Annotated in this window: 16 protein-coding genes; 6 read left to right on the top strand and 10 right to left on the bottom strand. The window is 73.1% G+C overall.

All coding sequences use genetic code 11. The features are described 5' to 3' along the window. The first annotated feature begins 49 nt into the window (after positions 1 to 49). Positions 50 to 571 carry a DinB family protein gene (locus VKA29_RS09445; protein ID WP_324784840.1) on the top strand — a complete coding sequence of 174 codons (522 nt, stop codon included), beginning with the start codon at positions 50 to 52 and terminating at the stop codon, positions 569 to 571. Between the two features lie 546 nt (positions 572 to 1,117). Here the strand turns inward: VKA29_RS09445 and VKA29_RS09440 are convergent. The 7 genes from VKA29_RS09440 to VKA29_RS09410 all read right to left on the bottom strand — a co-directional run bounded on the left by VKA29_RS09440 (position 1,118) and on the right by VKA29_RS09410 (position 7,281). Beyond that, positions 1,118 to 1,612, bottom strand: a complete 495-nt coding sequence (locus VKA29_RS09440) for a hypothetical protein (protein ID WP_324784839.1) — start codon at positions 1,610 to 1,612, stop codon at positions 1,118 to 1,120. 254 nt (positions 1,613 to 1,866) lie between these two features. Beyond that, positions 1,867 to 2,550, bottom strand: coding sequence for a uracil-DNA glycosylase (gene ung / locus VKA29_RS09435; protein WP_324784838.1), 684 nt, complete (start codon positions 2,548 to 2,550; stop codon positions 1,867 to 1,869). A gap of 90 nt (positions 2,551 to 2,640) precedes the next feature. Beyond that, positions 2,641 to 4,224 (bottom strand): ABC transporter substrate-binding protein, encoded by a 1,584-nt coding sequence (locus VKA29_RS09430; protein ID WP_324784837.1) that lies wholly within the window; start codon positions 4,222 to 4,224, stop codon positions 2,641 to 2,643. A 190-nt stretch (positions 4,225 to 4,414) separates the two neighbouring features. Next, entirely contained in the window at positions 4,415 to 5,170 is a 756-nt protein-coding gene (locus VKA29_RS09425; protein ID WP_324784836.1) for an SDR family oxidoreductase, read from the bottom strand. 12 nt (positions 5,171 to 5,182) lie between these two features. Beyond that, positions 5,183 to 5,944 (bottom strand): 3-oxoacyl-ACP reductase FabG, encoded by a 762-nt coding sequence (fabG, locus tag VKA29_RS09420; protein WP_324784835.1) that lies wholly within the window; start codon positions 5,942 to 5,944, stop codon positions 5,183 to 5,185. Between the two features lie 126 nt (positions 5,945 to 6,070). Next, complete coding sequence (locus VKA29_RS09415) at positions 6,071 to 6,520, bottom strand: DUF3037 domain-containing protein (RefSeq protein WP_324784834.1); 450 nt, start codon at positions 6,518 to 6,520, stop codon at positions 6,071 to 6,073. Next, positions 6,517 to 7,281 carry a HipA family kinase gene (locus VKA29_RS09410; protein WP_324784833.1) on the bottom strand — a complete coding sequence of 255 codons (765 nt, stop codon included), beginning with the start codon at positions 7,279 to 7,281 and terminating at the stop codon, positions 6,517 to 6,519. Before VKA29_RS09410 ends, VKA29_RS09415 begins: the two co-directional genes overlap by 4 nt. Positions 7,282 to 7,401: 120 nt before the next feature. Between VKA29_RS09410 and VKA29_RS09405 the strand changes: the two genes are divergently transcribed. After that, positions 7,402 to 7,896 carry a Rieske (2Fe-2S) protein gene (locus VKA29_RS09405; protein ID WP_324784832.1) on the top strand — a complete coding sequence of 165 codons (495 nt, stop codon included), beginning with the start codon at positions 7,402 to 7,404 and terminating at the stop codon, positions 7,894 to 7,896. On the opposite strand, the gene VKA29_RS09400 is transcribed toward VKA29_RS09405, so the two are convergent. After that, positions 7,883 to 8,539 (bottom strand): isochorismatase family protein, encoded by a 657-nt coding sequence (locus tag VKA29_RS09400; RefSeq protein WP_324784831.1) that lies wholly within the window; start codon positions 8,537 to 8,539, stop codon positions 7,883 to 7,885. The two genes, VKA29_RS09405 and VKA29_RS09400, sit on opposite strands and share 14 nt — an antisense overlap. A gap of 143 nt (positions 8,540 to 8,682) precedes the next feature. On the opposite strand from VKA29_RS09400, the gene VKA29_RS09395 reads away from it, so the two are divergent. After that, complete coding sequence (locus VKA29_RS09395; protein WP_324784830.1) at positions 8,683 to 9,150, top strand: pyridoxamine 5'-phosphate oxidase family protein; 468 nt, start codon at positions 8,683 to 8,685, stop codon at positions 9,148 to 9,150. Between the two features lie 39 nt (positions 9,151 to 9,189). Here VKA29_RS09395 and VKA29_RS09390 read toward each other — a convergent pair whose 3' ends face one another. Next, positions 9,190 to 10,092, bottom strand: a complete 903-nt coding sequence (locus VKA29_RS09390) for a LysR family transcriptional regulator (RefSeq protein ID WP_324784829.1) — start codon at positions 10,090 to 10,092, stop codon at positions 9,190 to 9,192. A gap of 74 nt (positions 10,093 to 10,166) precedes the next feature. On the opposite strand from VKA29_RS09390, the gene VKA29_RS09385 reads away from it, so the two are divergent. Beyond that, positions 10,167 to 11,171, top strand: coding sequence for a DMT family transporter (locus VKA29_RS09385; RefSeq protein WP_324784827.1), 1,005 nt, complete (start codon positions 10,167 to 10,169; stop codon positions 11,169 to 11,171). Positions 11,172 to 11,194: 23 nt separating this feature from the next. Here VKA29_RS09385 and VKA29_RS09380 read toward each other — a convergent pair whose 3' ends face one another. Continuing rightward, entirely contained in the window at positions 11,195 to 12,526 is a 1,332-nt protein-coding gene (locus VKA29_RS09380) for an aminotransferase class I/II-fold pyridoxal phosphate-dependent enzyme (RefSeq protein ID WP_324784826.1), read from the bottom strand. Positions 12,527 to 12,594: 68 nt separating this feature from the next. Between VKA29_RS09380 and VKA29_RS09375 the strand changes: the two genes are divergently transcribed. Beyond that, positions 12,595 to 13,278 (top strand): pyridoxamine 5'-phosphate oxidase family protein, encoded by a 684-nt coding sequence (locus VKA29_RS09375; protein ID WP_324784825.1) that lies wholly within the window; start codon positions 12,595 to 12,597, stop codon positions 13,276 to 13,278. Continuing rightward, entirely contained in the window at positions 13,278 to 13,934 is a 657-nt protein-coding gene (locus VKA29_RS09370) for an FMN-binding negative transcriptional regulator (protein ID WP_324784824.1), read from the top strand. The genes VKA29_RS09375 and VKA29_RS09370 overlap by 1 nt, the downstream gene beginning before the upstream one ends. The last annotated feature ends 1 nt before the right edge of the window (position 13,935 follow it).

Here is a 13,935-nt window from a genome sequence, read left to right as displayed (position 1 = left end):
TGCCGAAAACCCCTGGTGACGTCGGCGGCGTTGGACGAGGATGCCGGTCATGACGACCGAGCGCAGGGAACCTGCGACCACCGCCGACGAACGCACCATGCTGGAGGGCTGGCTGGACTACCACCGGCAGACCCTCGCGTGGAAGTGCGAGGGCCTGAGCGACGCCCAGCTCAGAACCCCCGCGGCGGAGCCGTCCGCGCTGTCCCTGCTGGGGCTGGTCCGGCACATGGCCGAGGTGGAGCGGTCCTGGTACCGCAGGGTGCTGGCCGACGAGCCGGACGACGTCGCCGGCCCGCTGTACTACAGCGACGAGGACCCGGACGGCGATTTCCACGTCACGGACGCGGACACCTGGCAGGAGGCGTACGCCGTCTGGCAGGGCGAGATCGAGGCGGCCCGGCGCCATGCGGCCGGCTTCGGCCTGGACGAGGTGTCCAGGGGCCGGCACCGGCGCACCGGCGAGCGGTACAACCTGCGCTGGATCCACACCCACATGATCGAGGAGTATGCGCGGCACAACGGGCACGCCGACCTGATCCGCGAGCGCCTCGACGGCGCGACCGGCGACTGACGTCACCCGCGGCCCGCGCGGCCCCTCCGCAGGGGGGCGGAGATCACCCGTGCGGGGCATCCTGGGCCGGTCCGGCGTCCGCCGGCGCGCGGACTTCGACATCGTGGCGCGGGTGCATCGAACGACGACCACCGCAACCCTCCTGCTCACCGTGGCCGTCTCGGCTCTGGCCGGCTGTGTGACGGTCCAGCGCCCGCCCGCGTCCGGACCGCCCGTGGCACCCCGCCCGGAACCGCGGACCGTGCAGGCGCCGGCCCGGGAGGCACTGACGACGACCTCCCCGTCCCGGCCGGCCCGGGCACCGGAGCGGACCCGGCCGGCGGCGGGGCGGCCGGCGCCGACGGCCCCGGCGCCGGCCCGGCGACCGTCACAGCGGCGCCCGGCTCCCCGCGCCGAGCCTCGGCCGGCGCACCCCGCGCGTCCCCGCGTCGAGGCCCCGGCGGCGCCCGTCCCCGCTCCCGTGAAGAGCGCGGACGTGTGCGCCCTGGGGCGCAGGTACGGCGGCTGGCGTGCGGACAGCCCGGAGACCGCGATCTGCGAGCGGACCTACGGCCATTGAGCGGTGCCGCCCTCTTCCAGGCGCAGTTCCAGCCGGCTGATCGCCGCCCGGACGCCCTCTCCGTAGCCGTCGTCCGCCAGCGCCTCGGCGGCCCCGCGGGCCAGGCGCAGGTGGGTGCGGGCCGGCCCGCCGCGTCCGAGCCTGACGTAGTCGGCCGCGAGGTTGAGGTGCAGGGAGGGGTAGAGGGCTCGCACCGCGGGCGCGTCCGCGTGCCCGGCGAGGCGCTCGTGGTTGAGTTCCTCCGCGGCCGTCAGCGCCCGCAGGTCCCAGGCCAGCTCGTCCGCGGGATCGTCCTGGGCGTCGGCCATGTAGTGCGCGAGCGTGCAGCGGTGCAGCGGGTCGCCGTCCTCGCCGATCTCCGCCCACAGCCGCAGATAGCGGTGGCGGGCCTCCTCGCGGTCGCCCGCGTGGTGCAGCATGACGACCTGCCCGATCCGCGTCATCACGGCGTCCGGCACCGCCTGCTCCTGTCGCTCCGCCACCGTCTCCTCCGCGCGCGCTCGTGGCCGGTCCTCCGACGCCAGGGCCCAGGAGGACCCTAGTGCCTGCCCGGCGGATCGCGCCGGAATCGGCGGCGCGGCACGTCCTGCGCAGGCCCCGGCCGGGCATGGGGCTGGACCGCGCCGCGGCTCCCGGCGGGACCTTCCCACGGTGCCGGGCAGGACCCTCCCACGGCTCCCGGCGGGACCTTCCCACGGGTGCGGGCCGGTCCCGCCCGGAACCGGCCCGACGGCGGTCAGCCCAGGTCGGGGATCGTCCAGTCGATCGGGGCGTGACCCTGCCGCGCGACCGCCTCGTTGATCTGCGTGAACGGGCGGGAGCCGAAGAACTTCTTCGCCGACAGCGGCGAGGGGTGGGCGCCCTTGACGACGATGTGCCGGGTCTCGTCGATCAGCGGGAGCTTCTTCTGCGCGTAGTTGCCCCACAGCACGAAGACCGCCGGGTCGGGCCGGCCGGCCACCGCGCGGATGACCGCGTCGGTGAACTTCTCCCAGCCCCGGCCCTTGTGCGAGTTGGCCTCGCCGCCGCGGACCGTGAGCACCGCGTTGAGCAGCAGCACGCCCTGCTCGGCCCACGGCATCAGATAGCCGTTGTCCGGTATCGGCGTGCCCAGTTCCTGGTGCATCTCCTTGTAGATGTTGCGCAGCGACGGCGGGATCTTCACGCCGGGGCGCACCGAGAAGCACAGCCCGTGCCCCTGGCCCTCGCCGTGGTACGGGTCCTGGCCCAGGACGAGGACCTTCACCGCGTCGTACGGCGTCGCGTCGAGGGCGGCGAAGACCTCCTCCCGCGGAGGGTAGACGGGACCCTTCGCCCGCTCCTCCTCGACGAACTCCGTCAGCTCCTTGAAATAGGGCTGCTGCAGTTCGTCACCCAGGACGCCGCGCCAGGACTCGGGCAGCATGGCGATGTCGGTCACGTCAACTTCCTTACGGTGTGCGGTCGTTTCCAGGTCTCAGAACCTACAGGCGGCCACTGACAATCGGCCCGCCGACCGCACGGCCGGCTCCTACCAACTGGTCTTGCGGTACAGCGCCCACATCATCATGATCGTCGACGGGTCGAGTGCCCGCTCCGCGCCGGAGATGTCGTCGCTGGCGGCCACGTACTGGCGGCCCTGCCAGATGGGCAGCAGCCGGGCGTCGTTCACCAGGATCTGCTGGGCCCGCTCGAACTCCTTGACCACCTCGGCCCGGTTGCTCTCGCTGCGGGACTGCGGGAGCAGCTTGCTGGTGATCTCGGGCGCCGGGTAGGGCGTGCCGAGCGCGTTCTGGGCGCCGACGAAGGGCGCGATGAAGTTGTCGGGGTCGGGGAAGTCGGGGAACCAGCCGCGCCCGAACACCGGGTACTCGCCGTTCTGGTAGCCGGTCACGTACGTCTTCCAGGGCCGGCTCTCGAGGGTGACCGTGAACAGGCCCGAGTCGTCCAACTGCCGCTTGATCTCCTCGAACTCCAGCTTGGTGGAGGAGCCGTAGCGGTCGGTGGTGTACCAGAGGGTGAGCGGGACGCGCTGGGTGATGCCCGCCTCGGTGAGGATCTTCCGGGCCCTGGCGGGGCTGGGGCTGCCGTAGTCGTCGAAGAATCCGGTGGTGTGCCCGGTCAGGCCCTTGGGGACCATGGAGTACAGCGGTTCGACGGTGTCCTTGTAGACCTTGTGCGCGATCGCGCCGCGGTCGATGACCTGGGCGACGGCCTGGCGGACGGCGAGCTTGCCGGCCCAGGAGTCCTTCGGGTTGAACACCAGGTAGTTGATCTCGGTGCCCGCACCGTCGACGAGTTGGAGCGCGCCGTCGTTGTCGTGTCTTTGCAGGTTGACTATGTCGTCGGCGTTGAGGCCGCGGAAGGCGACGTCGAGATTGCCGGCCCTGAGCTCCCGGACCATCTCGGCGGAGTCCTGGAAGTAGCGGATGGTCACCGCGCTGTTCTTCCGGTCGGCGTAGCCCTTGTAGTTGCCGTTCTTGGCGAGTACGGCCTTCTGGCCGTCCTGGTAGGACCGCAGGGTGTACGGCCCCGAGCCGAAGACCTTGCCGTCCTTGCGCAGGGAGTCGGCGGGGTACTCCTCGGGGTCGACGATGGACATGGCGGGCGTGGCGAGCACGAACGGGAAGGTCGCGTCCGGCTTGTTGAGGTGGAAGACGACTTCCCTGTCGCCCAGCGCCTGGACGCGGTCGAGGCTGCCCAGCAGGCCCTCGGGGCCGCCGTTGACCTTGATGGTCCTGATCCGGTCGATCGAGTACTTGACCGCCTCGGCGTCCAGCGCGTGCCCGTCGGAGAACTTCAGCCCGTCCCGCAGCTGGCAGCTGTACGTCGTGTTCGAGCGGTCCGTGAAACGGCAGTTGTCGGCCGCGTCGGGCTGCGGGCTGGTCGCGCCGGTGGGGTAGCTGAGGAGCGTTTGGTAAATGTTGCGGAACAGTTCCCAGGAACTGTCCCAGGAGGCGGCGGGGTCCAGGGTGCTCGGGGCACTGGTCGTCCCGACGACGATGGGGCCCTTGTCGTCGGAGGAGCCCGACGAGAGGACGCCACACCCGGCCACCAGGGACGACATGGACGCGATGGCCGCCACCTTCCGCAGGCATCGGTTCCGGTTGAACACGCGCACGCTCCTCGATCTGCCATACCAAGGGACGGCAGACCATACCGCAGCCCCACGCCGGGTGAACCTGCCCGTCCGCGGCCTGCTTGATCAGCGTGCTTCTGACGACGTTGTCAGGGATCCGTGGTCTTTCCGCGCACCGCGACGGGCGCCGCATTCGTACGGCCGCGCCCGTCGCGGATACTTCGCGTCAGGCGACGCCGGCGTTCAGGAAGATGCCGCCGTCGACGACGAGCGTCTGACCGGTGACCCAGTCGGACTGCTCCGAGGTGAGGAACGCGGCCGCGCCGCCGATGTCGGAGGGCACGCCGAGCCGGCCGAGCGGGTAGGCGGCGGCCGCCTCCGCCTCCCGGCCCTCGTACAGGGCCTCCGCGAACTTGGTCTTCACGACGGCCGGGGCGATCGCGTTGACCCGCACCTTCGGCGCGAACTCGTGCGCCAGCTGCTGCGTCAGGTTGATCATCGCGGCCTTGCTGACGCCGTACGCGCCGATGAACGGCGAGGGTGCGAGGCCGGCGACGGAGGCGATGTTGACGATGGTGCCGCCGTTGTCCTTCTGCCAGGCGTGCCAGGTCTTCTGCGCGAAGCCGAGCGCCGAGATGACGTTGGTCTCGAACACCTTGCGCGCGACGCCGAGGTCGAGGTCGGCGATCGGGCCGAAGACCGGGTTGGTGCCGGCGTTGTTGACCAGGTGGTCGACGCGGCCGAAGGCCTCCATGGTGCGCGCGACGGCCTCGGCCTGGTGGTCGAGGTCGTGCGCCTTGCCCGCGACGCCGATGACCCGGTCGGCGCCGAGCTTGTCGACGGCCTCCTTCAGGGCCTCCTCGTTGCGTCCGGTGATGCACACCCGGTCGCCGCGCGCGACGAGCGCCTCGGCGATGCCGTAGCCGATGCCGCGGCTGGCGCCCGTGACGAGGGCGACCCTGCCGGAGAGTTCTGCAGTCATGTTCCCTCGTCCCTAGTCGAGCGGTCCGCCGGCGACGTACAGCACCTGGCCGGAGACGAAGCCGGCCGCCTCGCCCGTGAAGAAGGCGACGGCGTTGGCGATGTCGTCCGGCTCGCCGACCCGTGCCACCGGGATCTGCGTGGCGGCAGCGGCCTTGAAGTCCTCGAAGCCCATGCCGACGCGGTCGGCGGTGGCCTTGGTCATCTCGGTGGCGATGAAGCCGGGAGCGACCGCGTTGGCGGTGATGCCGAACTTGCCGAGCTCCTTGGCCAGGGTCTTGGTGAAGCCCTGCAGACCGGCCTTGGCGGCGGAGTAGTTGACCTGGCCGCGGTTGCCGAGCGCGGAGGACGACGACAGGTTGACGATGCGTCCGAACTGCGCGTCGACCATGTGCTTCTGGCACGCCCGGGACATCAGGAAGGCGCCGCGCAGGTGCACGTTCATGACGGTGTCCCAGTCCGAGACGCTCATCTTGAACAGCAGGTTGTCGCGCAGCACACCGGCGTTGTTGACGAGGATCGTCGGCGCGCCGAGCTCCTCGGCGATGCGCGCGACGGCCGCCTCGACCTGCGCCTCGTCGGAGACGTCGCAGCCGACGGCGATCGCCCTGCCGCCCGCCGCGGTGATCTTCTCCACGGTGTCCTTGCAGGCGGCCTCGTCGAGGTCGATCACGGCGACCGCGCGACCCTCGGCGGCCAGTCGTACGGCGGTGGCGGCCCCGATGCCGCGCGCTCCGCCGGTGACCACGGCGACCCGCTGCTCAGTGGTGGACATTGCTGCTTCTCCTCGCCCTTGAGAAAGTACGCCCGCTTGGTGAGCGACCGCTTAGTACCTTCGGCAGACGTGACGCTAGAAGCCCTGGCACCCGGTGTCAACGCCACACGAGGCGGGTGTGATCCATTACCTCACCAGCAGCTCCAGCAAGCGCTCCGCCTCCGCCGCCGGATCGGCGGTGAGCCCAGTGTGCACCGGTCCGGGCTGGACGACCGTGGAACGCGGCGCTATCAGCCAGCGGAAGCGCCGCCCGGCGTCGTCGCCGGCGGCCTGCCCCGCCTCGTCGCCGCCGCCGCACACGCGCTCCACCGCGCGCAGGGCCGCCCGGACGCCGGCCACGTCGGCGTCCGGGTCGAGCGCGAGCAGCCTCGCTTCGTCCAGGTGGGTGCGGGCGCCGACGTAGGAGCGGGCCCGGCAGTACACGAGCACCCCGGCGTTGATGCACTCGCCGCGCTCGACGCGGGGGACGACGCGCAGCAGGGCGTACTCGAACACGTCGCGGTCGCCGCCCTGCCCGGCCCGGGTGATGTGGCGCTCGGTCACGTGACCGGCCATGTGGATGTGGCGCTCGCTCACTTGCCCTCCTCGATGCCGGTCACGCGCTCGTGGACGACGGCGGCCCGGGCGAGCAGGGGCCGCGCGTAGGCCCGTCTGAGCGTGTCGGGGTCGGCGAAGCCGGGCTCGTCGGCCAGCCAGGCGTCCGGGATCTCCGCGGTCACCTCGGCCAGCAGGTCCTCGGTGACGCGGCGGGCCAGGTCGGCGGCGGCGCCCGCGACATCGGGGCGGAAGCGGGCGAGCGCGTGGTCGGAGGCGTCGTAGGGGCGGGCCGCGGAGGCGTCGGCGGCGGGCCAGTTGTGGTGCCAGATCATGGTGGCGCCGTGGTCGATGAGCCACAGCTCGCCGTGCCACATCAGCAGGTTGGGGTTGCGCCAGGAGCGGTCGACGTTGTTCACCAGCGCGTCGAACCAGACGATCCGCCCGGCCTCCTCGGCGCTCACGGCGAAGGCGAGCGGGTCGAACCCCAGGGCGCCGGAGAGGAAGTCCATGCCGAGGTTGGCGCCGCCGCTGGAGCGCAGCAGGTCCTGCACCTGCTGCTCGGGCTCGCCGAGCCCCAGCACCGGGTCGAGGGAGATCGTCACCAGGCGGGGCGTGCGCAGGCCCAGCCTGCGGGCGAGTTCACCGCAGACGACCTCGGCGACCAGCGTCTTGCGGCCCTGCCCGGCGCCGGTGAACTTCATGACGTAGGTCCCGAAGTCGTCCGCCTCGACGAGCCCCGGCAGCGAACCGCCCTCGCGCAACGGCGTGATGTAACGGGTCGCGCTGACTTCCTTGAGCATCGCCCCAGGTTACTGGCCGACGGCGAGGCGGCGGCCCCGGTCTCGGCGTCGGCTGAACAACCCGCACCCCTGGGCCGTACCCCTGTGCGGATCACGAAGCCGTGTGAAGGGAAGGTCAGCATGACCAGCGAACCGCTCCATCCCGTTCCGGCACCCGCCCGGCGTACCGTCGTGGCGGCGGTGGGCGCGGCGGGACTCGCCGTCGCGCTGACCGCGTGCGGGTCGGACGACGACGCGTCGAGCTCCTCGGGCTCCTCGGGCTCCTCGGGCTCCTCCGACGCCCGGGCCGGCGCGACCACCACCGGCGACGGCTCGGCGGCGGGCGGCGGAACCGTCCTGGCGAAGACCGCGGACATCCCCGAGGGCGGCGGGAAGATCTTCAAGGACCAGGGGGTGGTGGTCACCCAGCCCGCGGCCGGCACCTTCAAGGCGTTCTCGGCCAAGTGCACGCACCAGGGCTGCGCGGTGAGCGGCATCGCCGACGGCGTCATCGTCTGCCCGTGTCACAAGAGCGAGTTCTCGGTCGCCGACGGCAGTGTGAAGAAGGGGCCGGCGACCCGGGCGCTGCCCGCCGAGCAGATCACCGTCAGCGGGGACTCGATCACGCTGGGGTGATCCGGCGGCGCCGGGGCTCGCGGAAGCAGCCGAGCACCTCGTCCGTGGTGACGATCGTGGCGACCAGGGCGAGGGTGTGACGGATCATCGCGGGGGTGTAGTCGGAGGGCACCCCCGCGATGGCGTCGCGGGGCACCACGGCGGTGTAGCCGAGGTTGACCGCGTCGAAGACGGCGTTGGGGATCGCCACGTTGGCCGACACGCCGGTGACGACCAGCGTGCGGCAGCCGAGGTTGCGCAGCAGGGCGTCGACGCCGGTGCCCTGGATCGGGGACAGCCCGTGCAGCCGCCGTACGACGAAGTCCTCCTCGGTGACCTCGATCGGGGCGGCCACGCGGACCGCGGTGGTGCCGGACAGCTGCTGGACGGGGAGCCTCGCGGCGGCGCGGAAGAGGCGGGCGTTGCGGTTCGCGCCCCGGCCGTCGGGGCGGCGTTCGGCGATCGCGTGGACGACCTGGACACCGGCGGCGTGCGCGGCGGCCACCAGCCGGGCGACGTTGCCGAGGGCGCCGCCGGCGCGTGCCTCCCGGGCGAGTTCGGGCAGGGCGCTGTCGGAGCCGACGACGCCCTGCTGGCACTCCACGGTGAGCAGCACGGTGGTCGCCGGATCGAGGAGTTCGCCGATCTGTTCGTCGGACGGCACGGGTCCCCCTGAACACCGACGGGTGGGAGCGGGCGAGACTAGTCGGCATTGCGCACGGAGGGAAGACGGCTCATCCTCTTCTGACGTGATGTCAGAGGATCAACCGGGTTCCTCCGGCACGACGTGGGAGAAGAGGTGGCCGCATGACCGTCACGCAGCGCCGGGGCCGGAAGATCATGATGACGTCCGGGGAGCTGGACGAGTTCCTCACCACCCAGCGCACCTGCCGGGTCGCCACCGTCTCGGCGGACGGCGCTCCGCACGTGAGCACCCTGTGGTTCGCCTGGGACGGCACCTCGATGTGGCTGTACTCGGTGGTGCGCAGCAAGCGCTGGAGCGATCTGCGCCGTGATCCCCGCGTCGCGGTCGTGGTCGACACCGGCGAGGAGTACGACCAGCTGCGCGGCGTGGAGCTGTCCGGGTCCGTGGAGTTCGTGGGCGAGAGCCCGCGCACGGGCGAGCTGTGCGCCGAACTCGACGTGCCGGAGACGCTGTTCGCCCGCAAGAACTTCGGCATGGAGGAGATGCCGCACGACGGCCGGCACGCCTGGGTGCGGCTGACGCCCGCGAAGACCGTGTCCTGGGACTTCCGCAAGCTGGCGTCGCGGTAGCTCACGCCGCCGCCCGCCGTCCGCCCCGGCGCCGGTGGTTCACCGCGTCTTCGGCGCCGCGTCCTGCAGCGCCCGGACCGCCGCGCGGATCGACGGGCGGCGGTCGGCGTCCACGCGCCAGACGGCGTAGACGTACCGGTGCACGCGGTGCCGCACGGGTACGGCGCGCACACCGGCCGGCATCGGGTCCCGGCCGAGCCGGGGCGCCACGCAGACGCCCAGCCCGGCGGCGACCAGCGCGAGCTGGGTGTGGTGTTCCTCGGCGCAGTGGGCGATACGGGGTTCGATGCCCTTGGTGCGCAGCGTGTAGAGCAGCCACTCGTGGCAGAACTCGCCCTCGGGCCAGGCGACCCACTCGTCGTCCGCGAAGTCGTCCAGGTCGACCTCGTCCCGGCCGGCGAGCGGGTGGTCCTCGGTCATGGCGACCTCCACGGGGTCGTCGAGGATCGAGGCCTTGGCGAGTCCGTCGGGCATGGGCAGCGGCTTGTTGTACCAGTCGAGGACGACGGCCAGGTCGGCGTCGCCCCGGAGCACGGCCCGCACGCCTTCCTCCGGCGCCACCTCCCGCGAGCGCACCCGCAGCGCCGGGTGGTCGACGCGCAGCGCGGCGAGCGCGGCCGGGAACAGCCCCCGCAGGGCGGTGGGGAAGGCGGCCAGCCGCAGTTCGCCGACCACCTGGCCGCGCTGCGCCTCCAGGTCGGACTGGGCGAGCGCCACCTGCGACAGGATGCGCGCCGCGTGCTCGGCGAGCAGCCGGCCGGCGTCCGTGAGCCGGACGCCCCGGCCGTTCCTGGCCAGGAGCTGCTGGCCCACCTCCCGCTCCAGCTTGGCCATCTGCTGCGAGACCGCCGACGTCGTCACGTGCAGCCCCTCGGCCGCGCCGCTGACCGAGCCGTGCCGGGCGAGGGCGTCGAGGGTACGCAGGCGCTCCAGGTTCAACATGTAAGCGATGCTACGAGACACCTGGCGGCAAATCTCCATTGTGCTAAGACGTCGGCGGCGGCAGGGTGGCGGTCATGACCACCGTCACCACCGTCACCGCCGCCGGGCCGGCCGGCCGCCGCCGCGCCCTCGACTGGCGTCTGCGCTTCGGCGCCCTCTCCCTCATCTGGGGCTTCAGCTTCCTGCTCATCAAGGTCGGCACGGCGGCGTACGCGCCCTTCCAGGTGACGCTCGGGCGGCTGGTGTTCGGGACGGCGGTGCTGGCGGCGGCGATGGCGGCGAAGCGGGAGCGGCTGCCGCGGGGCGCGCGGACCTGGGGGCATCTGACGGTGGCCGCGTTCCTGCTCAACGCGCTGCCGTTCTCCCTGTTCGCGTACTCGGAGCTGACCATCCCGTCGACGCTGGCTGGCATCTGCAACGCCACCTCGCCGCTGTGGGGCATGGCCCTGTCCCTGGTCGCCCTCTCCGAGGACCGGCCGTCCCGGCTGCGGGTCGCGGGACTGGGCATCGGGTTCCTCGGCGTCCTGACGGTCCTCGGCGCCTGGCAGGGCTTCCACGGCCTGGACGCGACGGGCACGGCGATGGCGCTGCTGGCCTCGCTGAGCTACCCCGTCGGCTGGATCTACGTCCGCCGCACCCTGGCCGGCTCCGGTCACTCCAACCTGTCCCTGACCGGGGCCCAGTTGCTGCTCGCGACGCTGCAACTGGCCGTCGTCACACCGCTGTTCACGTCGTTCCCGGCCGCGCTCTCCCCCGTACCGCTGCTCGCGGTCGCCGCCCTCGGGGCGCTCGGCACCGGCGTGGCCGTGCTCGTCCAGTACGGCCTGGTCTCCGAGGTGGGGCCGACGACGGCCCAGATGGTCACCTACTTCATCCCGGTCATCGCCACGGCCGCCGGAGTGGCGGTCCTCGGCGAGTCGCTGAGCTGGTCGACCCCGGTCGGCGCCCTGATCGTGCTGGCGGGGGCGGCCCTGACGCAGGCCGGGCCGGGGCCCCGGAAGGCCGGGGCGGCGCCGGCCCGCTCCCCTCTCCGGCCGACGGAGCGGGCGGAGCGGGCGGAGCCGGCGGCCAGGTCCTGACGGTCCGCGGGGAGCGGGGCCGCTCACACGTACCCGCGCCCCGCGGCCGGGCTCACCGCGGCGGCGATCGCGGCGGCCAGATCGGCGGTCTCTCCCTGCGACAGGGTCGAGACGGTGATCCGGATGCCGGGTGGTGCGTCCATGCGGAAGCGGGCGCCCGGGGCCACCGCCCAGCCGGCGTGCAGCAGGCGGGCGACGGCGCCGGTCTCGTCCGGTACCGGGACCCAGACGTTCAGGCCGCTGCGCCCGTGGGCCCGCACACCGCGCTCCGCGAGGGCGCCGATCAGCAGGTCCCGCCGCCCGCGGTACGCCGCCACGACGGCCTGCCGGTCCGGCGAGTCGTCGGTCCACAGCCGCACCACGGCGCGCTGGACGAGGCGGCTGACCCAGCCGGGCCCGAGCCGGTGCCGGCCGGCGACCCGGTCGACGGTGACGGTGTCACCGGTGAGCACGGCGAGCCGCAGGTCGGGGCCGTACGCCTTGGCGACCGAACGCACGAAGGCCCAGGCGCGGGTGGCGCCGGCCAGCGGGTGCAGGGGCAGGTCCACGATGCCGTGGCCGTGGTCGTCCTCGATCAGCAGGACGTCGGGACGGTCGCGCAGCACCGCGCGCAGGGCACGCGCGCGGGTGGCGCTCACCGCGGCGCCGGTCGGGTTCTGCGCGCGGTCGGTGACGATCAGGGCGCGCGCCCCCGACTCCAGGACCCGCCGTACGTCGTCCGGCAGCGGTCCCTCGTCGTCGACGCCGACGGGCGCCGTGCGCAGCCCGAGCGCCGGGACGAGGTCGAGGAGGCTGCCCCATCCCGGATCCTCCACGGCGACGGTGTCCCCGGGCCTGAGGTGCGCCGCGAGCACCCGCTCGACGGCGTCGAGCGAGCCGGAGACGACGGCCAGGGGTCCGCCCGGCACCCCGTCGGCGTCCATCCCGGCCCGCGCCAGGCGCGCCAGCTCCGGCTCCACCAGGGCGTCGCCGTACAGCACCGGCTCCCGGTCGCCCTGTTCCGCCGCGGCCGCGAACGCCTTCGCCAGGGACGGCAGCAGCGCCGGATCCGGGTTGCCGTTCGCCACGTCCCGCACCCCTTCGGGCACGTCCACCCGGATGTGATCGCGTCCGGTGGTGGCCGGCTTGGACCGGACCCGGCTGCCCCGGCGCCCCGACGTCTCAATGACCCCGCGTTCCCGCAGGATGCGGTAGGCGGCCGCGACGGTGTTGGGGTTCACCGCCAGCCGCACCGCCAACTCCCGCATGGGCGGCAGCAGTCGGCCCGGCTCCAGCGCGCCGGAGCCCACCGCGCGTTCGACGCTCGCCGCGATGTCCGCCGCACGCCGGCCCTCGATCCGATATTCTCCTAGCACAAAGCAGATTATGCACTAGTGCAATATCGACCGCAACCGGATCACCCCGAGGACCGACGGAGACCGCCATGCAGGGCACCCATCACCCGACGCCGCCGCCCGCCGCCTACACCCCGACCGACCGCACCGTCCCCACCCGCTCCGCGGAGCGCGCGTCGTACGACAGGGAGCTGGTGCACGCGATACTCGACGAGGGCTACGTCTGCCACCTCGGCTTCGTGCGCGACGGCGCGCCGGTGGTGCTGCCCACCCTGTACGGCCGGGTCGGCGAGCGGCTCTACGTGCACGGCTCGACCGGTTCGCGCCCGCTGCGGATGACGGGACAGGCGGACGCGGGGCTGCCGGTGTGCCTGACGGTCACGCACGTGGACGCGCTGATCCTGGCCCGCTCCGCCTTCCACCACTCGGTCAACTACCGCTCCGTGGTGGTGCACGGCGTCGCCCACGACGTGACGGACCCGCAGGAGAAGCGGGCCGCCCTGGACGCGCTCGTCGACCACGTCGTACCGGGCCGGGCGGCCGACTCCCGGCCCGCGAACAGGAAGGAGCTGGCCGCCACCGCCGTGCTCCGCCTCGACCTGGACGAGGTCTCCGCCAAGGTCCGCACGGGCGGCGTGAACGACGAGCCCGAGGACCTGGCCCTCCCCCACTGGGCCGGCGTCGTCCCGCTGCGCAAGGGCTACGGGACCCCGGTCGCCGACGGCCTGCTGGCGCCCGGCACCGGCCTCCCGGACTACCTGGCGGTGCCGTGATGCTGGTCCACCCCTGGGACGCGCCCCGCGACGACACCGAATGGCGGCAGTGGCTCGCGGTGCACGACTTCGGGCAGCTCGCCGTCAACGGCCTGCCCGGCGAGCCGCCCCACGTCCAGCCCCTGCACTTCGTCTACGACTCCGGACGCGGCGAGCAGGGCGAGGTCGTCACGCACCTGGCCCGGCCCAACCCGCTGTGGCCCGCACTGGAGGCGGACCCGGAGGTACTGCTGAGCGTGGTCGACGACTACGTGTTCGTCCCCGGCCCCTGGCAGGCGGCGCCGGGCGGCCCCGCCGAACACGGCACCCCGACCAGCTTCTACGCCGCCGTCCAGCTCCGCTGCACGGCCCGGATCGTGGACGACCCGGCCGAGAAGGCCGGCCTGCTCAACCGCCAGGTCGGCCACTTCCAGCCGGAGGGCGGCTCCGCCCTCGCCGCGGTGGGCGAGGAGCCGTACGGCAGGATGCTCACGGGCATCCGGGGCCTGCGGCTGGAGGTGACCGGCGTCCGCGCGAAGTTCAAGTACGCCGGCCACCGGCCGCGGGAGGTGCAGGACCGGATCGTGGCGGGGCTCGCGGCCCGTGGCGGCCCCCGGGACGCGGCGGCCCGGGAGCACCAGCTGCGCAGGCGGGGGACGTGGCGGGCGGACCGCTGAG

Source organism: Streptomyces sp. H51 (assembly GCF_035656535.1).
In the GTDB taxonomy this organism is placed as follows: Bacteria; Actinomycetota; Actinomycetes; order Streptomycetales; family Streptomycetaceae; genus Streptomyces.
Note: the sequence above shows the minus strand (reverse complement) of the source record. Positions and strands in the feature narration are given on the sequence as shown.